The organism is Komagataeibacter rhaeticus (assembly GCF_011611525.1).
Classification (GTDB): Bacteria; Pseudomonadota; Alphaproteobacteria; order Acetobacterales; family Acetobacteraceae; genus Komagataeibacter; species Komagataeibacter rhaeticus.
On sequence record NZ_CP050139.1, the window covers coordinates 2,053,626 to 2,077,843 of the forward strand.

Sequence of the window (24,218 nt, forward strand, 5' to 3'; positions counted from 1 at the left end):
TGGCCCCTTCAGGCAGCCGCCCAATTCAATGCGACAGATCGCTGATGATGGAGAGGAGATAGTCCATGCCCGGCGCAATGGAGGCAACCGGCGTGCGTTCGTTCAGCCCGTGGGAGAAATTTTCCGATGGCTTGATGAACAGCGGGCTGGCCCCGTAGCTGGGCACGCCATGCGCACGGAACCACATGTTGTCTGTCGCGCCCGACAGCATGGAGGGAATGACCGGCAGGCCCGGATAGACACTGTCCACCGCCTTTGTCACCGCATTGACAAAATCAGGCCGCATGGGCGACGGCGCGGTCACGGCGGAGCCCGCCGTCACGTTGGTGACCTTGACCTGCGGGTCCGCGATCACCTGCTGCAGTTCGGCCATGATGTCCTGCGCCGAATGGCCGGGAAAAATGCGGCAGTCGATCGTGGCCGTGGCGCGCTGGGGCAGCGCGTTGACCGCATGCCCGCCCTGGACCATCGTCACGACGCAGGTGGTGCCAAGGCGACCCACCATGGCGGGATCGGCCGAAAGGGTGGCAATTGCCTTCCTGTCCGCCGGGTTGGCGGCAAATGCCTTCATCGCCTGCCCGATGGGGGCGGGCTGAAGGTCGGCCGCCTGCGTGAAGTACCTGCGCGTCAGGTCATTCACCTCCGGGCGGAAGCGGTGCGCCTGCACCCGCAGCAGGGCCGCCGCCAGCACGTCGATCGCATTGTCCGCCCGCGGTTCGGATGAATGGCCACCGGGGTTGGTTACGGTCAGCTGGTAGTCGATGCAGGTCTTTTCCGCCCCGGTCCATGTGAAGTATTTGGGTTTTCCGGTCTGCTCGTCCAGCACACCGCTGGCCAGGTCGACATTGAGCACCATCTCCGCGTTCGCCAGCCTGTCGGCCAGGGCCTCGCCGCTGCGCATCTCCGTTTCCTCATCGCCGGAGAAGGCCAGCACGATCGAGCGTTCCGGCCTGTATCCCTCCCGCTTCAGTTCCAGCACGGCGGCGATGATCATCGCGTCATCCAGCTTCATGTCCGTCGATCCGCGCCCGAACAGGTAGCCATTCTCCACCACCGGGGTGAACGGGTCGCGCTGCCAGTCGGCAGGCTTCGCCTCGACCACGTCAATATGCCCCAGCAACACCAGCGGCTTGAGCGCCGGATTGGTGCCGGGCCATGTTGCGGTCATGTAGACCGTGTCCCTGAAGGGGGTGATGGTGATGTCCCTGCTGGCAAAACCACCGGCCAGCAGGGTCTTGCGGAACAGCCTTGCCACATCCGCCGTCCTGTCACCGGGGCCTGCGACCGAACGCAGGGCGATGGCCTTGCGCGCCAGGTCCAGTGCCTGCCCGTCCGCCTGCGGATGGGGCACCACATCCGCCAGCGCGGTGGATGACGCCACGGCGGGAACTGCCGCAAGGGCAAGGAAAGCAAGGACTTTATGCATGCGGGAACTCTTCCTGTCTGGTTTATTGCGTGTTCATAATGACATGGAACATTCCCACCGACCAGTCACCTCCCGCCATGCCGCCGCGGCGACCGGGCGCGGTTCCTGTCATAACAGGCCGCCCCCCGCCGCCAGAAGGCACCGGCAGCCGCCGTGACGCGCCGGGCCATCATCTGCGGGGACACGACACCTGACCCCATGCGGGCGGCCTGCCGCGCAGCATGCATTCAATGTGGGGCAGATATGCATTAATCATTGCACATGACCATGCATTGTGGTTTTATCTGACATGCGTATGACGCACCTTCCTTCATCATCCAGCGGGAGATGTGACATGAACCGTTTCAAGACAATGCTCCGCGGCCGGACCAACATGCTGATGGGCCAGCTCAAGCAGGAAATCGGCTATGCGACGGGCCTGCGCCGGCTGGAACGCCAGGGCATTGCGCAGGAAATGCGTGGCTTTTCCCAGACCGCCCGGCTGCACCGCATGGCGGCCGCCGAACCGGCGGAACAGGGCTGACCCCACGCCCTGCCCCGCCGGGCGCGAACGCATAACCGCATCGCGTGCAAAGGTGGTTGCCGTGCAACCGCCAGTCCATACCATGGCCCCTGTTACCTAACGATACAGGACACAGTGGCCATGCCCCAGAACCAGATCATCGACATGCCCTTCACCACCGACGCCATGAAGTCGGCCATTGAACGGCGCATCATCCAGTCCCCCCAGCTCTCCGATGCCGAAAAGCATGACCTGAGCGTGACACTGGCCCGGATGGATGCAACCCATCTGGCGACACTGGTGGAAACGGTTCTGGGCCATGCCATTGAATCCGGACCGGAAATCCTGCCCTACCTGCAGAAGCTGGGCCAGCGCGGATAGACATTTCCGGGTGCCGCCTTTTTTAAAAAGGGCGGCGCGCCGGGCACGTCCTTATGGTCCACACCGTGGTTACGCCCCCTGCCGCCGCGCCCACAGCGTGGCAAGTCTGGCCCGCAGGGCGGCGTTGCTGGCGTAAACATACAGCCCCCTGACCCCACGGGTCATGAGCACGTTGATGGAATTGAGGATGATCCGCGCCATCACCGCATCCGGCTCCGCCACCCCGTCGCGCCCGGTAAAGGCGGCCCGGTCCTCATAGCGCGCGGGGTCGATCACGATACGGTCGGTGTGCGGGTCGTACGTGACCGACGGGCCAAGGATGACGCCCGCGTAATTCAGGTCGAATCCCTGTATGGTGTAGACTGACCCCACCTCGTCAATCGTATCCGGCCGTTCGGCCCATGGCAGGCGCGCCTGCGGCATGGCGCGGTCCCAGCGCAGGTGGAAGCGCCCTTCGGTAATGAAATGGTCCCGCCCGTTCAGGGTATAGGGGTAATCATAGGTCGCCAGCACGCGGCACAGGCCATACTGCGCGTTACGCTGCCTTATGGCTTCGTACAGGGCCTGCGCATCATCGAAAATACGGAAGTCGAATTCCTGCGGCGCGGGCAGCGGGCGCAGGATACCGTCACGGAAGGCATGGACCCACGCCATCACATCCGCATGGGCATGCATGCGGAACTGCCGCTCCAGCCTGCGGGTCACCACCGGGTAGCCCGCCACCAGACGCGCCAGCGTGGCATCGTTCCACAGGCTCTTGAATTTCAGCACCTGCCGGGCATCGAACACGATCACCACCACATGGGCTAGCCGGATGATTTCCGCCAGCTGGTTTTCGTGGCGGAAGCGGTTGTAAGGGTCACTGCGGGTCAGCAGCAGATGTGCCTCATCCACCAGCACGATATCGGCGCGCCGTCCGGTGCCGTCCATCTGGTTGATGAAGGTGGTAGGGCGTTCGAAATCCTTCTTGCGCAGGTTCCTGGCGCTTTCGGAAATGTTGCGGTACAGCTTGATCATTTCCGGGTGGTTGACCAGCAGGCGGTTGTCGCTGCCATGCAGCGGGTCCGCGGCGTCATCCCCGCGCGCGGCATCCTGTATGGCGGTGAACAGGGTGTTGAGCAGCAGGCTCTTGCCGGTGCCCGCATCGCCCTCGATGATGAACAGCGCATGCGCGTCCGCCCGGTGGGCGCGGCAGAAGGCCAGTACTGCGTCCTTCAGCGCCGTCTGGCCCTGCGTCAGTTCCATGGTGGGGGCAAGGCGGGCCAGCGCGCTGTCGGGGCGGGCGGGTGGTGTGGGTCCGGTCATGTTTCTCCCCCTCCGCCACCCGGTGCGGGCCGGATGGGGCAGGCCAGATATGTTAAATACGATGCAAGCCCATGCATCCTATCGGTTTTCGTGCCGCGCCATAAGTTATAACGTGCGGCCACGCGCATACCGCGCCCTTATCAGACAGGATGGATTGACATGACCGACAAACCCACCGCCGCCGCAAGCGAGCACCTGCACAAGCTGGCCGAACGCGGCCTGAAGGAGCCCAAGCTGCTCCAGAAGGAAGAAGTCATCGCCCTGGCCGAGCATGTTGGCAAGGAACATGGCCGTGCCACGGGCACCGAGCATGAAATCGCCAAAAAGGCCCAGCACAACCCCGAAGGCGTAAGCGCCGCCGAAATCCAGGCCCTGTGCGCCCACATCACGGGTGAACGCAAGGCCCGCTGAAACCACGGCGCGGCGGGATGGCAGGCCAGCCTTCCCGCCACACGCCCGCGCCGCCGGTTCTCCCTGCCCGCGTCACGGGAAAACGGTGCCCCGCGCACCACCCGGAAAACAGGACCCGTTGCCCGCAGACATGATGATCGACACACGTTTCCCCGTCTATTCCCTGCTGGAACGCGCGGCCGACCTGCTTGTGCACATCCTGGGGCTGCTGGCGCTGGGCTGTGGCGTGATGTGGCTGGTCCATACGGCGCTGCTGTCGCACGCGACGGTGGAAACCGGGGTCACGCTGCTGTACTGCGGGGGCATACTGGGCACCTGCCTGTCATCGGCCGCCTATAATTTCTGCCCGTCCTGCCGGCTGAAAGGGGGGCTGCAACGGGTGGACCAGTCGGTCATCTTCATCGCCATTGCCGCAACCTATACGCCCTTCATCCTGCTGGGGGGCCGCGGTATGGCCAGCCGGTGGTTCTGCGGGCTGCTGTGGGCCATGGCACTGGCGGGCGTGGTGCTGAAAATGGGGTTCTTCACCTGGTCGCGCCGGTTCCATGTCATGCCCTATCTGTGCGTGGCGTGGGTTTTCTTCCTCTGCCCCGACCCGCCGGTCTGGCGCCTGCCGGGCACGACGTTCCCGCTGCTGGTGCTGGGGCTGGTGTTCTACTGTATCGGGGTGGTGTTCTACATGCGCCCGCGCATGCCGTTTTCCAACGTGCTGTGGCATGTGATGGTGGTGCTGGGGGCGGGTACGCACATGGCGGCGGTGGGCGCGCTGCTTCTGTACTGCGCGCGCACGCCGCCCATGGGCTGAACCGGCGCGCTAGCGGCCGATCTGGCGCAGCGGGCGGCCGGATTCCAGATGCGCCTCGATCTCGTCCAGCGGCACGTCGCGCGTCTCGGGCACCAGAAGCAGGGTAAACAGCACGAAGACAACGTTCAGCACGCTGAAGCCGGCAAAGGTCCAGCCCGCACCCACCGCCGCCACAATGCTCAGGAACGTGTTGCTGACCGCCCAGTCCATGCCCCAGTTGGCCAGCGTGGAACAGCCCACGCCAAAATCGCGCCCCTCGATGGGCTGGATTTCGGAGCACAGCGTCCACACCAGCGGCCCCGCCCCCATGCCAAAACCCGCGACAAAGACCAGCAGGGACGCCATCAGTGACAGGGTCGCCCCCATACCCTCCAGATGCAGCCCCTCGATGGCCGCCGCCGCCCCCAGCGCCAGCGCCATGATCACGCAGCTTGTCATCAGCAGCGGCCTGCGCCCCCAGCGCGACACCATGAAAATGGCCGCAACCCCCACCAGCGCATTGACCGCGCCGACCAGCACCGTGGCCCAGGCAGCGGCGGATGTGCCGAAATGCGCACCCTCCAGTATCTTGGGCGCGTAATACATCACTACGTTGATGCCGGTCAGCTGCTGCATGACCTGCAGCCCCACCCCCAGCGCCACCGAGCGCCGGAAATACCCCCGCGCGCGCAGCAGGGCAAAACCGCCCACCCCCCTGTCCGTGTCCAGTTCGGTGCGGATATGGGCCAGTTCCCGATCCGCCGCCGCCGCATCGCCACGCAGGTTGCGCAGCACGACGCGCGCCTCCTCGAACCGGCCCCGCGCCGCAAGCCATGACGGGCTGGAGGGCAGGAAGGCGCACCCCGCGAACAGGATGGCCGCGGGCACCAGCGGCAGCCCGACCATAAGCCGCCAGTGCCCCCCGCCCGAAAAAATGCCCCCCGCCAGATACCCCAGCAGGATACCGGCGGACTGGAGCATGGAAAACGTGGTGACCATGGTGCCGCGCATGCGCCCGGTGGTCAGTTCGGAAATATACAGTGGCGCGGTAAAGGTGCAGATGCCGATCGCCCCCCCGATCAGGAACCGCCCGACCAGGATCTGCCCGATCACGGGCGCCGTGGCGCAGAGCAGCGCCCCCACCGCAATCAGCAGCGTGGCCGTGCCCAGCGCCATCCGCCGCCCGAAACGGCGCGAGAACACCCCCGCCCCCAGCGAACCCAGCAGCGCGCCCAGCATCAGCACCGACACGATCCATTCCTGCATGCGGGCGCTGGCGTGAAAATCACGGCCGATAAAGCCAAGGGCTTCGGCAATCAGCCCGGTATCCAGTCCCACCAGCAGCCCCGCGCATGCCGTGGTCAGCGCCGCGCGCCCGGCCCGTCCCGAACCCGCGGGCGGGGCGGCGGGCGTAGTGGCAAAAGGCGAACCGGACGAATTTACAGGCTGCGACACGTCATTCCATCCCCTGCTCCGCGGCACCGTCCAGATTGACGGGGCCACCCGGACGGGAAGCATAGGCCATGCCCCCGCCCCCAATCCATGACACAACCCCGGTCCGGGCCGATTAGCGGCCGATTCAGCACAACCCGTTGACGAAAAAGCGATAAAATTTTCCGGATAAAGCGGCGTTCTTCCAGGGCCTTCCGGAAAAAAACTTCACCAGAAACTTCTTTTCAGTGAAACGGTCTCCATGGGCAGGGCCATATGGTATGGCCAGGGCTGCACCGGACAGGGCCAGTTACACCATGCACGCACAGGCGCCACCACACATTCCAGCGCGCGACCGCCTGTTCCCCGGCGAGGGCGCGGGGCTGGTCCTCTGTTTCGTCTTCCTGCTGTGGGCCAACGCCATCACCCCGCTCTGGGCGGATGACTACTGCCGGAGCATGCCCTTCAGCCTGCCCACCATCGCGCGCATTGTATGGGGCAACTACAATTTCTGGACCGGACGGTGGTTCACCACGCTGGTCACCTTCGTGGTGCTGGACCTGCGGCCCTATGGCGGGCTTGTGGCCTTTGCGGTGGTGAATGCGGGGCTTTTCACCTTTCTGGTCCATGTGGTGGGCCATCTGTGCTGGCGCGTGGCGGGCCGCCCCGCCCTGCCGCGCGCGGGGTACGGGGTGGCGCAGTGCCTTGTGGTCTTCCTCATGCTGTGGTGGCTGCCGCGCACGATTGGCGAAGTGGCGCTGTGGAAGACCGGGGCCATTGGCTACCTGTGGCCGGTGGCGGGCGAGATGTGGGTGCTGGCACGCATCGTGTCGGGGCGGATGGACATGCGCGGCGTGCAGTACGCGGCAGTGTTCCTGATCGCCACGTTCCTGGAGCCGCTGTCGTTGCTGCTCACGCTGGTACTGGCGGGTGTTACCGTGCAGGCATGGCGACAGGCGCGCCGCCTGCCATGGGCGCTTTTGGGGGCGCATGCGGCGGGCACGCTGGTGCTGGGCGTGGCACCGGGCAATTACGTGCGCATGCGCACCATGACCCCCAGCCCGCTGACCGACCGGCTGGACGGGCTGCTGGGCAACCTGGGCAGCCTGTTTGACCCGTTCTGGCTGCCCTTCGTGCTGCTGGTCGGGGTGGGGCTGTGCATGGGCCGGGGGCACACCCCGTTCCCCGCCTGCCTGCGCGCGGGACGGGGCTGGATGTTCGGGGCGCTGGCACTGGCCTACATGGCCTGCCTGCTCATGTTCCCGCGTGAGGCGCTGGCCGCCCGCGTGTCCTTTCCCGCCAGCGTGCTGCTGGTGTGCTACCTGGCCTGCCTGCTGGCGCGGTGCGTGGCAGAACCCGGGTTTGGCCGGGTCATGGCGCTGGGCTGTACGGGGCTGGTGGCGGCCCATCTGGCCATCGTGGTGCCGGACCTGACCCTGCTGGCCCGGATCAGCCGGGAGCGCGATGCCCAGACCCGCGCGCAGGTGGCCCGTGACCAGCCGGTGGTGCTGCCCCGCGTCACCATGGGGCCGCGCCACAAGCTGCTTTATGTGCGCAAGGACATCATTTTCGTCGGCATCAACCCCGACCCGCACAACATGCTTACGGCGTGCTATGCGCGGGCCATGGGGGCGTCATCCGTGCGGTCGGCGCCATAAACTGAAACGTCCGTTCCTTTTTTATCACCGTGCTTACCGGGCCGCGCCATCATCCGGCGCGGGCCGGGAGTCCTGCGTGCCACTGGCGGTCGGCTCATTCTGCGGCTGGGCCTGCTGGTTCTGCCCGGCTTCCTTGCGCGCATGGTGGCGGCGCGCCATGCCAGCGGCACAGCCCGCCATCGCCCCGCCCTTGCCATGGCCGCTGCCCACCATATGCCCGGCCACGCCACCGGCCACGGCCCCCTTCATGCACCCGCCCGGCTCGGCCCGCGCCGCCATGGGCAGGGCAAGAAGGGCGGTGGTGGCAAGGGCGAACGCGGTGTACCTGAAAAACATGGTCTGTCCCATCCGGTTATGTCTGGCCGATCCAACGGGGCCGGGCAGGCTGAAGTTCCCCCCCGTTACGGCCGGGAGGGGAATCAAGGGGCGGGAGGGAGCGGCAGTCATGCAGGCGGGCCGGTTGCCACGGGGGCCGGGCTATTTCATCCTTTCTCCATCAGAAAAAGGAGAACAGACATGGCCAAGGAACCGACGGACGTCATCCACGCCGCCCTGATCCACGCTGCCGCCACCCTGACGGCGGCGAAGAAGGACGTGATGGAAAAGGCTTCCCCCGATGAGGTGAAGAAGCACTTCAAGACCTTCCTGCACACGCTGGAAGCGGGCTGGCGCGAGCATGAAGCGGGCGATCACCACCATTCCTGATCGCGCCCGGATCAGATAAAGGGGGCGCTACCCGGCGGGTGGCGCCCCCTTATCTTCATGCACCGGCCGGCCAGCCATGGGCCGGTTCGCGGTAAAGCGTCGTTCAGCAGGCATCCGGTCCGGCCACGTCCTTAAAGAATACGGCGCCCGGGAGCCTTCATTTCCCGTCCGTCAGCGATGGCCGGTGAAGAACTGGCTCATATCGCCCTTGGTATTGTGGCCCCACCTGTCCAGCGTCTGGCCGGTGCGGTGGCCCCAGTCCTTTACGCCGCCGGTCTTTTCCGCGGCCTTTTCATGGGCCTCATGCGCCTTTTCACGGGTTTCGTGCCCCGCTTCACGGGACTTGAGACGGACCTCACATTCCGCGTGGTCCGTCACCCCCTCGCACGAATCCGCATGTGCTGGCAGCACCATCGCCACGTTCAGCCCGGTTGCGCACAGCCCTGCCAGAATCAGCGTCCTTTTCATGTGTCCTCACCTGTTTTCCACTCTTGTCCTGCCAGCACGGGCGGACAGGCCACCCGTGCACATTCAGGAAACCAAACGTGGCACGGGCGCCGGAGTTGCCTCCCGCCCCGTTCAGGCCCCGTTGCGGAAGTCCAGCACGATGCGGCCTTCCACCCGGCCATGTTCCAGATTATCGAAAATGGTGTTGATGTTTTCCAGCCGGTCCGGGCTGACCACGGTGGTCACCTTGCCTTCGGTAAAGAAGGACATCGCCTCGATCATGTCCAGACGCGTACCGACAATGGAGCCACGCACGGTGGTGCCGTTCATCACCATGTCAAAGATGGAAAGCGGGAAATCCCCCGGCGGCAGGCCGTTCAGCACCACGGTGCCGCCACGCCGGGCATAGCCCACCGCCTGGCTGAATGCCTTGTCCGACACGGCCGTCACCAGCACGCCGTGCGTGCCGCCGGTCTTTTCACGGATAGCGGCCACAGGGTCCTGTTTCAGCGCATTGACGGTCACGCGCGCACCCAGCTTGCGGGCTTCTTCCAGCTTTTCATCGCTGATATCCACCGCCGCCACGTTCAGCCCCATGGCCACGGCATACTGGATGGCCATCTGCCCAAGCCCGCCCGCGCCCGAAATGGCCACCCATTCCCCCGCGCGGGTGTCGGTCATCTTCAGGCCCTTGTATACCGTAAGCCCCGCGCACAGCACCGGGGCCGTCCTGACCGGGTCGATGTCCTTTGGCAGGTGGGCCACGTAATTGGGGTCGGCCACCACGTATTCGGCAAAGCAGCCATTGACGGAATAGCCGGTATCCTCCTGCTTTTCACACAGGGTTTCCCATCCGCCCAGGCAGTGCTCGCAATGCCCGCAGGCGGAATACAGCCATGGCACGCCCACCACGTCGCCCGTCCTGATCCAGTTGACGTTGCTGCCGACCTCAACCACATGGCCAATGCCTTCATGGCCGGGAATGAAGGGCGGCGTGGGCTTGGCCGGCCAGTCGCCACGGGCGGCATGCAGGTCGGTGTGACACACGCCGCAGGCATCCACCTTGACCAGGATCTGGTCGGGGCGGATCGTGGGAATGTCCAGTTCCTCGATCGTCAGCGGCTTGCCGAATTCCCGTACGACCGCCGCCTTCATCTTTCCAGCCATCCTGCGCCTTCCCTCTGCTGCCATGGCCCCCGCCCGCGGGCGGGGCCTGTTGCTGTGCGGCCCCATGCCCGACGGGCGCCGGGGCATCGTGGGCAGGCAGTGTTCCACCCCTGCGTTCACGCGGCCTTGATCCAGGTCACCCCCCTGCCCGCCGCTGACGCGCGGCAGACATGACATCAAGCCCGCGCGCCAGATCGGCCACCAGGATTTCGGGCGCTTCCAGCCCGATATGCAGCCTGCACGCAACGCCGCCATGCGTAACGGACGGCATGGCGCGCGTAATGCCGCCGGTGGTGGGCAGCACCAGACTTTCATATCCGCCCCATGAGGCCCCGATGCCAAAATGGGTCAGCCCGTCAATCATGCAGGTCAGGTCGGATTCGTCAAAACCCGGGTCGAACACTACGCCAAACAGCGATGACGCGCCGCTGAAATCCCGCTTCCAGCAGTCATGGCCGGGACATGACGGCAGGGCCGGGTGCAGCACGCGCGCCACTTCCGGCCGCCCCTGCAGCCACAGCGCCACGGCAAGCGCACTGGCCGCCTGCCGCTCCTGCCGCGCGCCCATGGTGCGCAGGCCGCGCAGGGTCAGCCAGCAGTCATCGGGTCCTGCCAGCTGGCCCATCTGGATGGCGGCATCGCGCAACGGCTGCCAGTCACGCGGGTCAGCCACGCTGACCGCCCCGATAATGGCATCGGAATGGCCGGCGGCATATTTGGTCAGCGCCTGCACCGATGCATGCGCCCCGTGGGCAAGGGGGCTGAACAGGCCGATACCCCACGTATTGTCCACCACCAGCCGGGCCCCCGCCCCGCGGGCCAGGCGGGCCAGAAGGGCCACGTCCTGCACCTCGAAGGAATGGCTGCCGGGGCTTTCGGCAAAGATGACACGGGTATCGGGCCGTATGAGCGCGCGCAGGGCGGCTTCATCCGCCATGGGCGGGAAATAGCTGGTCTCCACCCCGAAGCGGCGCAGCACCTTCTCGGCAAAGCGGCGGGTGGGGCCATAGACGGAATCGGACAGCAGGCAGTGATCGCCTGCCTCCAGATAGGCCAGCAGCGGCAGGGTGCATGCCGCAAGACCCGAGGGTACGACCTGCGCATGCGTGCCGCCTTCGATCGCGGCCACGGCCTGTTCCAGCCGGTACTGCACCGGGGTGCCCATCGCGCCATAGATCAGTTCATGGTCATAGCGGTTGCGGCCTGCCGTCTCCATGGCCTCAAGGCTGGAAAACAGCACGGTGGAACCACGGGTCACGGGCGGGTTGACGAACAGGCCCTGCCCCCCTTCGGGCACGTCGCGCCCAAGCTGGACAAGCCGGGTGGACAGCGCGCGCCAGCCGCGCACCACACTTTCAAGCAGGGATTCGGGTACGGGCGGGATGGAAACGTTCATGGCGCGCCCTTACGCCGCGCCGCTGACAATGGGCGAATCCGGCGTGGATGCCCATTCCGCCCATGACCCGTCATACACCGCCGGTTCCCCCGCGCTGCCCCCCGCGCTGACCAGCGCCAGTGCGATCATGCACGCCGTCATGCCGCTGCCACAGGTGCAGGTGACGGCCGTATCGTCCGTCACACCCAGCCGGGCGAACATCTCCTTCAGCCTGTCCGCGGGCAGGAAGCGGCCGCTGGCATCCAGCAGTTCGCCATAGGGCAGGCTGCGCGCGCCGGGCATGTGCCCCGACTGCAGCCCCGCGCGCGGTTCGGGCTCCGTCCCCTCGAACCGGCCCCGGCTGCGCGCATCCAGGATCAGGCCCGGCCTGTGCCCGTGCACGATGTCCAGCACATCGCCCAGGCCGTGCAGGCGCGCATAGTACGGGCGGCTGACAAAGGGCGCGGGGGCGGCCAGGTCCGGCCCGCTTTCCAGCGGCAGCCCGGCACTTTTCCAGGCCGCAAGCCCGCCCTCGAGCACCTGCACCCGCTCATGCCCGAACAGGCGGGTCAGCCACCACGCGCGCGCGGCGCAGGCCATGCCATCCTGATCATAGAAGACGATGCGCCGCGCGTTGCCCATGCCGCGCTCGGTCGCCAGGCGTGTGAAGCGGGTCTGGCCGGGGATGGTATGCGGCAGGGGGGAATCCGGGTCGGAAAAGGTATCGATATCAAACCGGACCGCGCCGCTGATATGCGCGTTGGCAAAGCGCTGCTGCGGGTCGAACGTCTGCCCCGGCAGCGCCATGGAGGCATCCAGCACAAGGATATCGTCCTGTTGTAGCGCCTGTGACAGGTCACTGGCTGAGATCAGCGGATGCATACCATCTCCCGGTCGGTAGGAATTGCGTGTCGTGCCACAGGGTGCAGCATATGATGCGGGAACGAAAGTCCTGAACATTTGTCTTTCGTTTCATGGCGGGAGGGGGTACGCCAGCATGATGGTCGAACGTATCATGATGGGGCTGATGCTGGGGGGGATCGCATTTGGCTGCGTCCTGATCCTGTATCCGTTCATGACCGCCCTGCTGTGGGCGGCGATCCTGACCTTTTCCACCTGGCCGGTGTTCATGCGGCTGCGGCGCGGCATGTCGCTGCTGCCCGCCGCCATGGTCATGACGCTGCTGTGCGCCCTGGTGCTGGTGGTGCCACTGGTCATCGTGGTGTCCAACAGCATTGCCGATGTTCCGGCCACGCTGCAGTATATTGTCGATGCGGTGGGCACGCTGCACCTGCCGCCCCTGCCGGCGCGCGTTGCCCATATCCCGCATTTCGGCCCCGAAATTGCCGACAAATGGCAGAAATGGTCGGAAGACGTGGGCAGCATAGACCAGGTGGTCCGCCCCTATGCCGGGCGCATCGGGCAATCCGTGCTGTCGGCCATGATGCAGCTGGCCAGCGGCATGGCGCACCTGGCCATGGCGCTGTTCATTTCCTTCTTCTTCTGGCTGGGGGGCGACGGGCTGGGCACCACCTTCGTGGCCGTGGTACGGCGCATCGCGGGCGTGTATGCCGACCGGATACTGGGCATTGTGGGCCGCACCATACGCGGCACGGTGTACGGCATACTGGGCACCGCCATCATACAGGGCATCCTGACCGGAATCGGCTTTGCCATCGCGGGTATTTCCAGCCCGGTGCTGCTGGGGGCGATTACCGCCTTCGTGGCCGTGCTGCCCATCGGGGCACCCCTGATCTGGATTCCGGCGGCGGTGTTCCTGCTGCTGACCCACCATCCCGGCTGGGGCATCTTCCTGCTGCTGTACGGCACGATCATCGTATCGGGGGCCGACCATATCATCCGCCCCATGTTCATCGCCCGTGGCGCGCAGCTGCCCTACCTGCTGACGGTGCTGGGCGTGCTGGGGGGCGTGCTGACCTTCGGGGGCCTGGGCATTTTCCTTGGTCCCGTGCTGATCGGGGTGGGCTATACCCTGACGGCAGAATTCGCGGCGGGCGATCCCCGCTCCAACAATCCCATACCCGATGACCTGCGCGAGCCCTTTATCGAACCATGACCCTAGCCCGCCCCTATCTCCGCCTGCCGTCCATCCAGCCCCGGCCCGGCATGCCCGCCCGGCTGGACCTGGCCCCGCCCGCGCGCGCCGATGGCGCGGTGAAGGTGGTCAGCTGGAACCTGCTGCGCCGCATTGGCGCGACCGTGCGCGACGTGATCGAACTGATCCATGCCGAGCGGCCGGACCTTCTGCTGATGCAGGAAGCAACCGTGGACATCGACAGCCTGCCAACACTGGTGGGCGGGCATTACGCGCGCTCCCCCCTGCCCGGCCGCATCCACGGGCTGGCATGCTGGAGCCCGCATCCCTACCGCCGCCCGCCGCTGACCTGCACCCTGCCCGCGGGCACGCTGATCCGCCGCGTGGCACAGGTGGTGGACTGCCGCGCGCTGGTGGTGGCCAATGTCCACCTTTCCCACGGGCAGCTGCTCAACCGCCGCCAGTTGCGCCGCGTGGTCCAGATCCTGCCACACCGGGCCGCCATACTGGGGGATTTCAACCAGGTCGGCCCCGCGCTGATCCGCCATTTCCATGATGTGGGGCCGCGCGCGCCCACCCACCGCATGGCCGACATGCTGCCCATCCGGCTGGACCGCTGCCTGGTGCGCGGGCTGGACTGCCTTGAGCGCCATGTGATCGAGAACTATGCCTCCGACCACCGGCCCATCTCGGTGCTGCTGCGCCCCTCGGCGGCGGGCTAGAGATAGGGCAGCAGCAGGCGCGCGCCCGCGTCACGCAGCTTGCGCCACGGCTTCCTGCGGTCCAGGTCGTGATGGGTCAGGCGCACATGCCGGTGGCTGGCGATGAAGGCATCCAGCCTGCCCGCCAGCGCGGGGTCATAGGTTTCAAGATTGATCTCGAAATTCAGCCGCAGGCTGCGCACATCCAGGTTGGAACTGCCCACGAACGACCACTGCCCGTCCACCACCATCAGCTTGGAATGGTTGAACGGCGGCCGCGCCAGCCATATCCGGCACCCCGAATCCAGAAAGCGCGGCAGGTTGGCCGCCCGTGCCCAGTCCAGGACGGTATGGTTACTGTGCCACGGCACCACGACATCCACCTCGATCCCGCGCAGCGCCGCCAGCGCCAGTTCGGTCAGGAAACGGTCATCGGGCAGGAAATAGGGCGTCATGACGCGGATGCTGTGCCGCGCCAGCGTAAAGGCCTGCAGCATGGTGTATTCGATCTTTTCCAGGTCCATGTCCGGCCCGGCGGTCACGATGCGGCACAGGCCCGGCCCGTGGCTGGCCTGCGGGGGGAAGAAGATGTCCGCCGTCAGTTCCTCGCCCGTGGTAAAGGCCCAGTCACGGGCAAAGGCCTCGCTCAACTGGTGGACAACCGGCCCGGCCAGTTCGAAATGCGTGTCCGATACCGGATGGGCGGGGGCGGAGGCCACGATGTTCTCATCGCCTATGTTCAGCCCGCCCATGAAGCCCGCCAGCCCGTCCACCACCAGGATCTTCTTGTGGTCACGCATGTTGATGAAGGGCATGCGCCACGGCAGCATGGAATGCATGAACCGCCCCACCGGCACGCCCGCGCGGTGCAGGATGCGCCCCACCCCGCAGTCAAAATAACCCGATCCCACGCCATCCACCAGCACCCGTACCTGCACCCCGCGCTGGTGCGCCGCAATCAGCGCGGTACAGAAGCGCTGGCCAGCCTGGTCGGGGCGGAAGATGTAGGAACACAGCAGCACGCTGTGGCGCGCGCCCTCAATAGCCGCGATCATGCGCGGATAGGCGCCATCCCCGTCATGCAGCATCGTAATGGCGTTGCCGCCCAGCAGCGGGCGGCCGGTCAGCTTGCCCACCATGGAGGCCAGCGGCGCGAACGCCCCCGTCGCCTCCCTGCGCCACTGCGAGGACATGGTCCGGCTGCGCCACGGGTGCTGGCCCGCCATGCGGCGTGCGCGCCGGTGCACGCGGTTGATGCCGAACATGGCATACAGCATGCCCCCCGTCAGCGGCATGAGCACCGTCACCCCGATCCACCCGATGGAGGCCCCCACATCGCGCTTGGTCAGCAGCACATGCACCACCACCACCACGATGATGGCGATACGCACCATCAGCACGAAAAAATCCCATATGGTAAGGGCATGAAAGATCATGATGCATATCCTGCCCGTGTCACGTACGGGACCAGCCGTTATCCGGCCCACAGGGCCGGCTGCCGGCCCCTATAACGCACTGCCGGGGGTCCGGGACCTGCTTTTGCGCCATCCTGCGGATCATAGGGACGTTTTTGCTGGCGCTTTTTTCAAAAAGCTTCGGCAGGACACCGCATTCTTGAAAAAAGGCGGCGCCCGGAAAATTTTATTTTCCTCAATGGACTGTTCTACGACACCCTTTTACACGGCAGCGCCGTATCCTGATGGAGCACCCGGATCGTGGACATTGATGGCCGCCCACCCCTTCCGTCCCACCGCACCCTGCGTGGCCGCCGGGCGCATGCCGCCGGCATGGCGGCCGAACAGGCGGCCATGGACAGGCTGCGCGCGCAGGGCTGGCAGGTGCTGGCGCATCGGGCCCGCACGCGTTGGGGGGAAGTGGATGTGGTGGCGCTGAAGGCAGGCTGCCTGATTTTTGTCGAGGTCAAGGCCCGCCCGTCCCTGCTGGCGGCGGGCGAGGCCATCCGCCCCGCACAGGTCCGCCGCATCATGAACGCGGCACGGTTCCTGTGCGCGTCAAACCCGCACTGGGTTCATGACCGCATGCGGCTGGACGTGTGCGTGGTGCTGCCCGGCAATGTCATCCGCTGGATACCCGACGCCTTCAGGCAGGACTGAAAGGCAGGCCGGGTGCCCGGTCAGGTACGGTGGCGGCTGGGTGCGGGATGGATGTGATGGATGGCCGTGCCATGCGGATGATAGACGATGGTATGGACCATCGTGCGCCGCGTATGGGCGGCGGTGCCATGGCTGGACGCCAGCACCACCGGGGCGGCATGCGCGCCCGCGCGGTGGTGGTAGGCGACGTGGCGGACCGGCGGCGGCGGCGCGGTCAGCGCGCCCAGTGTCAGCCGGTCGGCTTCCATATCGTTCACGGCATGGGTGCGGGCGTGGGCGGGGGCTGCCATGCTGCCTGCAAGACCTGCGCCAAGCAGTATTATTGTTGCAAAACGCAAGTCACTATAGCGCATCAGGCCCCCTGTTTTCCAAAGCTAAAGGAAGCTAGGCCAAAGCGTGGCGGCCGCGCAAGTCATGTTGCCTATAAAACGGAAAACGGGCGGAACATTTCTGTCCCGCCCGCATGCCGCACCATTATGGTGCCGTATGATCAGGCAGCCGCCGTGGCGATGCCCTTCTCGGCCAGCAGCTTTTCCAGCTCGCCCGTCTGGTACATTTCGGTCACGATATCGCAGCCGCCAATGAACTCGCCCTTGATGTAAAGCTGGGGCACCGTGGGCCAGTTGGAGAAGTCCTTGATACCCTGGCGGATCTCGGGATCAGCCAGCACGTTGTCGGTTGCGAACGGCACGCCAAGGTGCTTGAGCACCTGCACCACGCGCGCGGAAAAACCGCACTGCGGGAAGGTGGCATCACCCTTCATGTACAGCATGACGGGGTTGGAATCGATCTGCGCCTGGATGCGCTGTGCAACTGTTTCAGCCATGGATTGTGTTTCCTGCTCTGGGGGTAAGGGTCGCGGCCTGCGCGGGATCAGTCGGGCGTCTGGGTCTGGAGCGCAAGGGCGTGCAGCTTGCCGCCCATGTGCCCCTGCAGCGCGTTATAGACCATCTGGTGCTGCCGCACGCGCGGCAGGCCCCGGAAGGCCTCGCTCACCACGCGGCAGGCATAGTGGTCCCCGTCGCCCGCCAGATCGTCGATCTGGATCTTCGCGTCCGGCAGGGCTTCGCGGATATAGGTTTCGATTTCCTGTGCGGTCATTGCCATTGTGGTCTGAAGCTCCTGCCCTATCGGTCCATCAGTCGCGGAAAGAATTCGGAATGCACCGCGCACAGACGTGCCTTGGATATTGTGGACCCGTTGGGCAATGTCAAACCCCCGCCCGCCGAATGGCCCAGCCTGCGGCATGGCACACCGGCCTTTCCGGCCAGCGTGGCCAGGGCCGCGCCATCGCGCACCGCCACGATGTAGCGGGACTGGTCCTCGCCAAACCAGAAGGCTTCGGGCCGCATGCCCGATTGCGGTGCGTCCAGCACGCAGCCGGCCTGCCCTGCCATGACCATCTCGGCCACCGCCACCAGCACGCCGCCATCGGCCACGTCGTGGCAGGCGATGACCGTGCCATCAAGGATCAGCCTGCGCACGAAATCGCCATTGCGCCGCTCGGCCGCAAGGTCGAGCGTGGGCGGCGTGCCGTCCTGCGCGCCAAGGATCTCGCGCAGCCAGATCGACTGGCCAAGCTGGCCCTTCGTCTCGCCCAGCAGCATGACATCACAGCCTTCGGGCATTTCCAGCCCCACGGCCTTGCGCACGTCCTCCAGCACGCCCAGCCCACCGATGGCAGGGGTGGGCAGGATGGACTGCGAGGTGCCGTCGGGTGCCCGCGTCTCGTTATACAGCGAGACATTGCCGCTCACGACCGGGAAGTCGAGCGCGCGGCATGCCTCCCCCATCCCGGCGATGGCGTCAACGAACTGGCCCATCACTTCCGGCTTTTCAGGCGAGCCGAAGTTCAGGTTGTCGGTCACCGCCAGCGGGCGCGCGCCGGTTGCGGTAATGTTGCGCCAGGCCTCCGCCACGGCCTGCGCACCGCCCAGCCTTGCATCCGCGCGGCAGTAGCGTGGCGTGCAGTCGGTGGTCAGCGCCAGACCGATCTGCGTATCCTCGACCTTGACGATCGCGGCATCGGCCGCACCCGGCCTGCGCACCGTCTGGCCGCCTACCGTGCTGTCGTACTGGTTGTACACCCATGCGCGGGAGGCAAGGTCCGGGCAGCCGATCAGCCGCAGCAGCGCCTGTTCCGTGCCCACGGGGTCGATGATCGGCTCCATGGGCAGCGGCTTTTGTGCCGGTGCCGTGGGGCGGTGATAGACCGGGGCCTGATCGGCCAGCGGGGCCAGCGGAATGTCGGCTTCCACTTCGCCCCTGTGGCGGATCACGATGTGGCCGGTATCGGTCAGGTGGCCGATCACGGCAAAATCCAGTTCCCATTTGTCAAAGATGGCACGCGCCTGCTCGGTGCGGTCGGGGCGCAGTACGATCAGCATGCGCTCCTGGCTTTCGGACAGCATCATCTCGTATGCCGTCATGCCACGTTCGCGCTGGGGCACGTTGTCCAGGTCAAGGTCGATGCCGACCCCGCCCTTGCCCGCCATTTCAACGGAGGACGAGGTCAGCCCCGCCGCCCCCATGTCCTGAATGGCCACGATGGCATCGGTCGCCATCAGTTCCAGACAGGCCTCGATCAGCAGTTTTTCGACAAACGGGTCGCCTACCTGCACGGTCGGGCGCTTGGCCAGCGCGTCCTCGTCAAACTCCGACGAGGACATGGTGGCCCCGTGAATCCCGTCCCGCCCGGTCTTGGAGCCGACATAGATGACCGGATTGCCAATACCGGCGGCAGCGGACAGGAAGATGCGGTCCTGCCTTGCCACGCCCACCGTCATGGCGTTGACCAGCGGGTTGCCGTCATAGGCGGGGTGGAAATTGATCTCGCCGCCCACGGTGGGCACGCCCACGCAGTTGCCGTAACCGCCCACGCCGCGCACCACGCCATCGACGATGCGGCGGGTCTGCGGGTTGTTGGGGTCGCCAAAGCGCAGGGCGTTGAGGTTGGCGATGGGCCTGGCGCCCATGGTGAACACATCACGCAGGATACCGCCCACGCCCGTCGCCGCCCCCTGATAGGGTTCGATGAAGGAGGGGTGGTTGTGGCTTTCCATCTTGAAGATGGCGGCCAGCCCGTGCCCGATATCGACCACGCCCGCGTTCTCGCCGGGGCCATGGATCACCCATGGCGCGGTGGTGGGCAGGGTTTTCAGGTGGGCGCGCGACGATTTGTACGAGCAGTGTTCCGACCACATGACCGAAAAGATGCCCAGTTCGGTAAACGTGGGCGTGCGGCCCATGATCGACAGGACATTGCCGTATTCTTCCGCCGTCAGGCCGAATTCGCGCGCCAGTTCCGCATCAACGGGGCGGGATAACCTTGCACTCATCCGACCACAGCCTCCACCAGTCCCGTAAACAGGGGTTTGCCATCCACGCCACCCATCAGCGGATCGACCAGATCCTCCGGATGGGGCATCATGCCGCATATGCGCAGGTTTTCACTGAACACACCGGCAATCGCGTTCATCGATCCATTGGGGTTGAGCCGTGCGTCGCCCGCATCCAGGTGGCCGGTTTCCGACACGTAGCGGAAGGCCACGCGGCCGGTCTCTTCCAGCATGCGAATGGTCTCGGCCCCGGCAATATAATTACCATCGCCATGCGCCATGGGCGTGCGGAACACATCGCCCTTCGCCCAGTGGCGGGTAAAGGCCGTGCCGTCGCGCTCCACGCGCAAAAAGCAGTCCTGTGACAGGAAGCGCAGCGAGGCGTTGCGCAGCAGCGCCCCGGGCAGGAGCTGCGCTTCGGTCAGGATCTGGAAGCCGTTGCACACCCCCAGGATATGCCCGCCTTTTGCCGCGAATTCGCGGATGGCGGCCATGATCGGCGCATGCGCCGCCATGGCGCCGCAGCGCAGGTAATCGCCATAGCTGAAACCACCGGGCAGCACCACCAGGTCAACACCTGCGGGCAGCGCCGTGTCACGATGCCAGACCATGGTGGGGGCCTGCCCGGTCACGCCACGCAGGGCGATGGCCATGTCACGCTCACGGTTGGTGCCGGGAAAGACTACGATCGCCGCCTTCATTTGCCGCCGCCGCAGGGATAGGATTCATGCAGCGCGGTGAACACCGCCTCCCCCGCCGGGCGCGACAGGGTATCGCGGTGGTCCTTCATCCAGCCCACGACCTTGGTGCGCATGTCCGCCGTGGGGGTTGCCGGCGCAATGCAGAAGGCCGAAATATCCTTGGCATCCTTTTCGGCATTGCGCTCGAACAGATGGGCCAGGGCCGCGGAATCGGCCACGCCGGAAATGTAGGCATCACAGATGCCGGTGCCGGCGGGCTTGGTGCACAGCGATCCAAGCTGTTCGCCCGTCATGCGCGAGACGCGCTGGGCGGAGGCATGGGCGGCGGGCAGGCCCACGGCCAGCACGCAGCCAAGGGCAAGAAGGCGGGCGATCTTCATCCAACGACCTCCGTCACGAAATCCTCGATCACAAGATTGGCCAGCAGCGCGCGCGCCATGGCATCGGCCTGCGCGCGGGCGCGTTCGCGGTCGGTCTCGTCCACCTCAAGCTCGATCACGCGCCCGATGCGGACTTCACCCACGTTCCTGAAGTCCAGCACATGCAGCGCGTGTTCCACGGCCTTGCCCTGCGGGTCAAGAACGCCTTCCTTCAGCATGACGGTCACACGCACCTTCATTGCATTACCTCCGGTCCCTTCATGTCGGAATTCGTGGCCTCGGGCAGGATGCCCAGGCGCATCGCCACTTCCTGATAGGCTTCCTCGACCTTGCCCATGTCCTTGCGGAAACGGTCCTTGTCCAGCTTCTCGCTGGTCTTGGCATCCCACAGGCGGCAGTTGTCGGGCGAGATTTCATCGGCCAGCACGATGCGCATGTTGTCGCCTTCGAACAGGCGGCCGTATTCCAGCTTGAAATCGACAAGGATGATGCCGATGCCCATGAACAGGCCGCACAGGAAATCGTTGATGCGCATGCTCAGCGCCACGATGTCTTCCATGTCATGCGGGCAGGCCCAGCCGAAGGCGGTGATGTGCTCCTCGCTCACCATCGGGTCGTTCAGGGCGTCGTTCTTGTAATAGAACTCGATGATCGGACGCGGCAGGCGCGTGCCTTCCTGAATGCCCAGCCGCTTGGACAGGCTGCCTGCCGCCACGTTGCGCACCACGACTTCAAGCGGGATGATCTCGACTTCGCGGATCAGCTGCTCGCGCATGTTCAGGCGACGGATGAAATGGGTGGGAATCCCGATATCGTGCAGGCGCAGCATCAGGTGTTCGCTGATACGGTTGTTCAGCACCCCCTTGCCGGTGATGATGCCCTTTTTCGCGCCGTTGCCGGCACTGGCGTCATCCTTGAAATACTGCACGAGGGTACCCGGCTCGGGTCCCTCGAAAAGGATCTTGGCTTTTCCTTCGTAAAGCTGGCGGCGGCGGCCCATACTCGTCCTTCACATAACGCTGCGGGCACGGGCCGGGAGCGGCCCCTCCCCTGATCGGCGGGATCTGCTGCTGGCATGACCCCTCATGCTGCGCATGCCATAGCAGCGTTCGGGGCGGGAAGATACCATTTTACCTATGTCCCCGCCCCGCGCGCCGCCAGATCAACCGGCTGGTAGCCCACCCGGTCCGGGGCGCCCGCGGCAAAAAACCATGAGTGCCGGTTATCCGCCGCCACCCCGATGGCCGATGAACTGCATGTGCCAAAGCCCGAGCGCGGCGGGATGTTGATCTCGCTGCCCGCAGGCAGGGAGCGGTCGGCCAGCAGGCCGGTCCATGCCGTCCAGTGCGGCGGCACGGGGCGAAGCGCCGCGCGGAAGCGCGGCAGGTGGCGGTGGATGCGCGGCATGGCCATGTCATCGGGGTCGGTGGTGGCGACCATGTGCACGCCGGGCGCAAGCGCTTCCACCTGTGGCTGGCCATAGCCGGGGCCACGGATGAAGAAGGCGTCCAGCCGGTCGGCCACGATCATGTTGAACGACCGCCACGCCCCCGCGTCGATCGTGGCGATGTGCTCCACCGCGGCGCGCGCGGTATCGAACCGGCCCGCCAGCAGCGGCAGCGCCCCGCGTGAGTTCTTGCCCGGCATGGGGCCAAGGCTGCCCACGCGGTTCATGATGCCCGCGACAACACCCGCATCATTGAGCGTAAGCCACGACCCGCCGGCCACCTGGTCCTGCCCGCCCACGATGCCGGGATGGTCGGGCCAGTGCCGCCCCGGCGGCAGCCAGGGGCGGTCAAGGCGCTCGTCACGGTTGGCCGCCATAAGCAGCGGCCAGTCCTGCGCCGGATCATGGGATATGACGACTGTGCACACGCCTTGCCATCCTGCTGTGTTATCTGCCCCGTGGCCGGGTCAGCCGCGCGCGGGGCCGGCCTCACCAAACACGCGGGTGAATGTATGGTCGAGCATCCGCAGGTGGGATGCGCTGTCCATGGCGCGGTCCAGCACCTCGGGCGGCACCCGGCCCGCCACGTCCGGGTCGGCTTCCAGGTTCTCGCGGAAGGTCTTCCCGTCCGGCCTGCCCAGCCGGGTCCATGTGGCCATGGCGTTGCGCTGGACGATACGGTACGCATCCTCCCGCAGGATTCCGGCGCGCGCAAGGGCCAGCAGCACCTCGCCCGAATGCACGACCCCGCCCAGGCTTTCGATATTGGCCTGCATCTGCTCGGGATAGACCACCAGCTTTTCCATCATGCCCGCAAGGCGCATGAGTGCGAAGTCCAGCCCGATCGTGCCATCGGGGCAGATGTTGCGCTCGACGGAGGAATGGCTGATGTCGCGTTCATGCCACAGCGCCACGTTCTCCAGCGCGGGAATGACGTGCGAGCGGACAAGGCGGGCAAGCCCGGTCAGGTTTTCCGACAGCACGGGGTTGCGCTTGTGCGGCATGGCGGACGAGCCCTTCTGCCCCTTGTGGAAGAACTCCTCCGCCTCACGCACTTCGGAACGCTGCAGGTGGCGCACTTCGGTGGCCAGCCGCTCGATGCCGCTGGCAATCACCGCCAGCGCGCAGAAATACGCCGCATGCCGGTCACGCGGAATGACCTGGGTGGACACATCCTCGGGCTTGAGCCCCAGTTTGGCCGCCACGTATTCCTCAACACGGGGGTCGATATGGGCATAGGTGCCTACGGCGCCGGAAATGGCGCAGACCGCGATTTCTTCGCGCGCGCGGACCAGACGCGCGCGGTTGCGGGCGAATTCGGCATAATGGCCCGCGATCTTCAGGCCGAATGATGTCGGCTCGGCATGGATGGCGTGGCTGCGGCCGATGGTCAGGGTGTGCTTGTGCTCGAACGCGCGCTTCTTCAGCGCCGCCAGCACGGCATCCAGGTCTTCCAGCAGCAGGTCGGTCGCCTGCACCATCTGCACCGACAGGCAGGTGTCCAGCACATCGGACGAGGTCATGCCCAGATGCACGAAGCGGCTGTCGGGGCCGACCTTTTCCGCCAGCCACGTCAGGAAGGCAATCACGTCATGGCGGGTTTCGGCCTCGATCTCGTCAATGCGGTCAAGGTCGGCCTGCGAGAAGGCGGCCATGGCGGCATCCCCCTTCTCACGGATGGTCTTCGCGGCATCCTTCGGAATCGCGCCATAGTCCGCCATGGCCTCGCAGGCCAGCGCCTCGATCTCGAACCAGATGCGGTAGCGGTTCTCGGGCGACCAGATGGCGGCCATGACAGGGCGGGTATAGCGCGGGACCATGTTATGGGGTTTCCTTACGGCAGTGGCTCAATCGGAACGTGTGGCCGCCTTCCTAGCCAATTCTGATGG

General features: G+C 65.8%; 28 protein-coding genes. 9 read left to right on the forward strand and 19 right to left on the reverse strand.

Features of this window, described 5'->3' with window-relative positions; genetic code table 11:
* Positions 1-25: 25 nt before the first annotated feature.
* The gene (locus GWK63_RS09340) at positions 26-1,426 is read right to left on the reverse strand and encodes a M20/M25/M40 family metallo-hydrolase (protein ID WP_007400345.1); all 1,401 of its coding nucleotides are present in this window, start codon (positions 1,424-1,426) and stop codon (positions 26-28) included.
* Between the two features lie 334 nt (positions 1,427-1,760).
* Between GWK63_RS09340 and GWK63_RS09345 the strand changes: the two genes are divergently transcribed.
* Together GWK63_RS09345 and GWK63_RS09350 are read left to right on the forward strand one after the other, a co-directional pair.
* On the forward strand, positions 1,761-1,949 hold the full coding sequence (locus GWK63_RS09345) for a hypothetical protein (RefSeq protein ID WP_007400343.1): 189 nt from the start codon (positions 1,761-1,763) through the stop codon (positions 1,947-1,949).
* A gap of 120 nt (positions 1,950-2,069) precedes the next feature.
* Positions 2,070-2,309: a hypothetical protein gene (locus GWK63_RS09350; protein ID WP_034929778.1), complete on the forward strand. Its 240-nt coding sequence runs from the start codon at positions 2,070-2,072 to the stop codon at positions 2,307-2,309.
* Between the two features lie 69 nt (positions 2,310-2,378).
* Here GWK63_RS09350 and GWK63_RS09355 read toward each other — a convergent pair whose 3' ends face one another.
* Complete coding sequence (locus tag GWK63_RS09355; protein WP_007400341.1) at positions 2,379-3,614, reverse strand: DUF2075 domain-containing protein; 1,236 nt, start codon at positions 3,612-3,614, stop codon at positions 2,379-2,381.
* 159 nt (positions 3,615-3,773) lie between these two features.
* Here GWK63_RS09355 and GWK63_RS09360 point away from each other — a divergent pair, with 159 nt between their 5' ends.
* Together GWK63_RS09360 and trhA are read left to right on the forward strand one after the other, a co-directional pair.
* A complete protein-coding gene (locus GWK63_RS09360; protein ID WP_007400339.1) occupies positions 3,774-4,025 on the forward strand; it encodes a hypothetical protein in 252 nt (83 codons plus the stop codon).
* Between the two features lie 130 nt (positions 4,026-4,155).
* The gene (trhA, locus tag GWK63_RS09365) at positions 4,156-4,830 is read left to right on the forward strand and encodes a PAQR family membrane homeostasis protein TrhA (RefSeq protein WP_040000024.1); all 675 of its coding nucleotides are present in this window, start codon (positions 4,156-4,158) and stop codon (positions 4,828-4,830) included.
* Between the two features lie 9 nt (positions 4,831-4,839).
* On the opposite strand, the gene GWK63_RS09370 is transcribed toward trhA, so the two are convergent.
* Positions 4,840-6,264, reverse strand: coding sequence for a sugar porter family MFS transporter (locus GWK63_RS09370; RefSeq protein WP_050800810.1), 1,425 nt, complete (start codon positions 6,262-6,264; stop codon positions 4,840-4,842).
* 257 nt (positions 6,265-6,521) lie between these two features.
* Here GWK63_RS09370 and GWK63_RS09375 point away from each other — a divergent pair, with 257 nt between their 5' ends.
* The gene (locus GWK63_RS09375; protein ID WP_007400335.1) at positions 6,522-7,898 is read left to right on the forward strand and encodes a DUF6056 family protein; all 1,377 of its coding nucleotides are present in this window, start codon (positions 6,522-6,524) and stop codon (positions 7,896-7,898) included.
* A 33-nt stretch (positions 7,899-7,931) separates the two neighbouring features.
* Here the strand turns inward: GWK63_RS09375 and GWK63_RS09380 are convergent, their stop codons facing one another.
* A complete protein-coding gene (locus tag GWK63_RS09380) occupies positions 7,932-8,234 on the reverse strand; it encodes a hypothetical protein (protein ID WP_034929788.1) in 303 nt (100 codons plus the stop codon).
* A gap of 180 nt (positions 8,235-8,414) precedes the next feature.
* Between GWK63_RS09380 and GWK63_RS09385 the strand changes: the two genes are divergently transcribed.
* Positions 8,415-8,603 (forward strand): hypothetical protein, encoded by a 189-nt coding sequence (locus tag GWK63_RS09385; RefSeq protein ID WP_007400333.1) that lies wholly within the window; start codon positions 8,415-8,417, stop codon positions 8,601-8,603.
* A gap of 171 nt (positions 8,604-8,774) precedes the next feature.
* Here the strand turns inward: GWK63_RS09385 and GWK63_RS09390 are convergent, their stop codons facing one another.
* From GWK63_RS09390 to GWK63_RS09405, 4 genes are all read right to left on the reverse strand, one after another.
* Positions 8,775-9,071 (reverse strand): hypothetical protein, encoded by a 297-nt coding sequence (locus tag GWK63_RS09390; protein WP_007400332.1) that lies wholly within the window; start codon positions 9,069-9,071, stop codon positions 8,775-8,777.
* Positions 9,072-9,182: 111 nt separating this feature from the next.
* Complete coding sequence (gene adhP / locus GWK63_RS09395) at positions 9,183-10,217, reverse strand: alcohol dehydrogenase AdhP (RefSeq protein ID WP_007400331.1); 1,035 nt, start codon at positions 10,215-10,217, stop codon at positions 9,183-9,185.
* Positions 10,218-10,353: 136 nt separating this feature from the next.
* Positions 10,354-11,613, reverse strand: coding sequence for a cystathionine beta-lyase (gene metC, locus GWK63_RS09400; protein ID WP_007400329.1), 1,260 nt, complete (start codon positions 11,611-11,613; stop codon positions 10,354-10,356).
* 9 nt (positions 11,614-11,622) lie between these two features.
* Entirely contained in the window at positions 11,623-12,474 is an 852-nt protein-coding gene (locus GWK63_RS09405) for a sulfurtransferase (protein WP_007400328.1), read from the reverse strand.
* Positions 12,475-12,592: 118 nt separating this feature from the next.
* Between GWK63_RS09405 and GWK63_RS09410 the strand changes: the two genes are divergently transcribed.
* Complete coding sequence (locus tag GWK63_RS09410; protein ID WP_034929885.1) at positions 12,593-13,669, forward strand: AI-2E family transporter; 1,077 nt, start codon at positions 12,593-12,595, stop codon at positions 13,667-13,669.
* The gene (locus GWK63_RS09415) at positions 13,666-14,370 is read left to right on the forward strand and encodes an endonuclease/exonuclease/phosphatase family protein (protein WP_034929794.1); all 705 of its coding nucleotides are present in this window, start codon (positions 13,666-13,668) and stop codon (positions 14,368-14,370) included. Before GWK63_RS09410 ends, GWK63_RS09415 begins: the two co-directional genes overlap by 4 nt.
* On the opposite strand, the gene GWK63_RS09420 is transcribed toward GWK63_RS09415, so the two are convergent.
* Entirely contained in the window at positions 14,367-15,785 is a 1,419-nt protein-coding gene (locus tag GWK63_RS09420; RefSeq protein ID WP_040000021.1) for a phospholipase D-like domain-containing protein, read from the reverse strand. The two genes, GWK63_RS09415 and GWK63_RS09420, sit on opposite strands and share 4 nt — an antisense overlap.
* Positions 15,786-16,064: 279 nt before the next feature.
* Between GWK63_RS09420 and GWK63_RS09425 the strand changes: the two genes are divergently transcribed.
* Positions 16,065-16,463, forward strand: a complete 399-nt coding sequence (locus GWK63_RS09425; RefSeq protein WP_007400324.1) for a YraN family protein — start codon at positions 16,065-16,067, stop codon at positions 16,461-16,463.
* A gap of 20 nt (positions 16,464-16,483) precedes the next feature.
* Here the strand turns inward: GWK63_RS09425 and GWK63_RS09430 are convergent, their stop codons facing one another.
* The 10 genes from GWK63_RS09430 to purB form a co-directional block, all read right to left on the reverse strand.
* Positions 16,484-16,816: a hypothetical protein gene (locus GWK63_RS09430; RefSeq protein ID WP_007400323.1), complete on the reverse strand. Its 333-nt coding sequence runs from the start codon at positions 16,814-16,816 to the stop codon at positions 16,484-16,486.
* A gap of 137 nt (positions 16,817-16,953) precedes the next feature.
* Positions 16,954-17,289, reverse strand: coding sequence for a Grx4 family monothiol glutaredoxin (grxD, locus tag GWK63_RS09435; RefSeq protein ID WP_007400322.1), 336 nt, complete (start codon positions 17,287-17,289; stop codon positions 16,954-16,956).
* Between the two features lie 47 nt (positions 17,290-17,336).
* Entirely contained in the window at positions 17,337-17,570 is a 234-nt protein-coding gene (locus GWK63_RS09440) for a BolA family protein (protein WP_025438778.1), read from the reverse strand.
* 20 nt (positions 17,571-17,590) lie between these two features.
* Positions 17,591-19,801, reverse strand: coding sequence for a phosphoribosylformylglycinamidine synthase subunit PurL (purL, locus tag GWK63_RS09445; RefSeq protein ID WP_007400320.1), 2,211 nt, complete (start codon positions 19,799-19,801; stop codon positions 17,591-17,593).
* On the reverse strand, positions 19,798-20,502 hold the full coding sequence (gene purQ / locus GWK63_RS09450; RefSeq protein WP_007400319.1) for a phosphoribosylformylglycinamidine synthase subunit PurQ: 705 nt from the start codon (positions 20,500-20,502) through the stop codon (positions 19,798-19,800). The genes purL and purQ overlap by 4 nt, the downstream gene beginning before the upstream one ends.
* On the reverse strand, positions 20,499-20,882 hold the full coding sequence (locus GWK63_RS09455) for a Rap1a/Tai family immunity protein (protein WP_007400318.1): 384 nt from the start codon (positions 20,880-20,882) through the stop codon (positions 20,499-20,501). Before GWK63_RS09455 ends, purQ begins: the two co-directional genes overlap by 4 nt.
* Positions 20,879-21,121, reverse strand: coding sequence for a phosphoribosylformylglycinamidine synthase subunit PurS (gene purS, locus GWK63_RS09460; RefSeq protein WP_034929808.1), 243 nt, complete (start codon positions 21,119-21,121; stop codon positions 20,879-20,881). Before purS ends, GWK63_RS09455 begins: the two co-directional genes overlap by 4 nt.
* A complete protein-coding gene (gene purC, locus GWK63_RS09465; RefSeq protein WP_007400316.1) occupies positions 21,118-21,882 on the reverse strand; it encodes a phosphoribosylaminoimidazolesuccinocarboxamide synthase in 765 nt (254 codons plus the stop codon). The genes purS and purC overlap by 4 nt, the downstream gene beginning before the upstream one ends.
* 134 nt (positions 21,883-22,016) lie before the next feature.
* Positions 22,017-22,757, reverse strand: coding sequence for an NRDE family protein (locus GWK63_RS09470; RefSeq protein ID WP_034929811.1), 741 nt, complete (start codon positions 22,755-22,757; stop codon positions 22,017-22,019).
* Between the two features lie 39 nt (positions 22,758-22,796).
* On the reverse strand, positions 22,797-24,149 hold the full coding sequence (gene purB, locus GWK63_RS09475) for an adenylosuccinate lyase (protein ID WP_007400314.1): 1,353 nt from the start codon (positions 24,147-24,149) through the stop codon (positions 22,797-22,799).
* Between the last annotated feature and the right edge of the window lie 69 nt (positions 24,150-24,218).